The following is a 433-nucleotide window of genomic DNA, read 5'->3' as shown; positions in this document are numbered from 1 at the left end:
CCTACAATGCCGATGCCATAATCGCCATTGCGATATTGGTTGAACTTGCGGCGGCATTGCGCTAGACCTGAAGAGGAGCCATCGTCATCAGGGAGACGCAACCGAATGAGAACAACTTCGACACTTTCAGGGAATGAACCCGGCAGCTCAATGGATCGACCCAGTACCAACCAAACCAACCTTTCGTCGTTCATCTGGTCGGTGGCCGATTTGCTTCGCGGTGACTACAAGCAATCTGAATACGGTCGCGTGATCTTGCCGTTCACAGTCCTGCGACGACTGGACTGTGTTCTGGAGGATACGAAGGCGGCGGTTCTCAAAGAGAAGGAGAAACGCGAAGCCGCCGGTTTGAACCCTGAGCCGTTTTTGCTCAAGAAAGCCGGATTGTTGTTCTACAACACTTCGCCGCTCGACTTCAAAACACTGATGGGCG

At 53.1% G+C, this 433-nt stretch carries 1 protein-coding gene; it reads left to right on the top strand.

Annotation, left to right across the window (positions count from 1 at the left end; all coding sequences use genetic code 11):
• Positions 1-150: 150 nt before the first annotated feature.
• On the top strand, positions 151-433 hold a 283-nt coding region (locus tag B2R17_RS00835; protein ID WP_286762455.1), incomplete at its 3' end, for a type I restriction-modification system subunit M N-terminal domain-containing protein.

It is taken from the genome of Rhodopirellula sp. UBA1907, from assembly GCF_002337565.1.
Taxonomy (GTDB): Bacteria; Planctomycetota; Planctomycetia; order Pirellulales; family Pirellulaceae; genus Rhodopirellula; species Rhodopirellula europaea.
The sequence above is the reverse complement of the archived record's forward strand: the minus strand, read 5'-3'. Positions and strand labels throughout refer to the sequence as shown.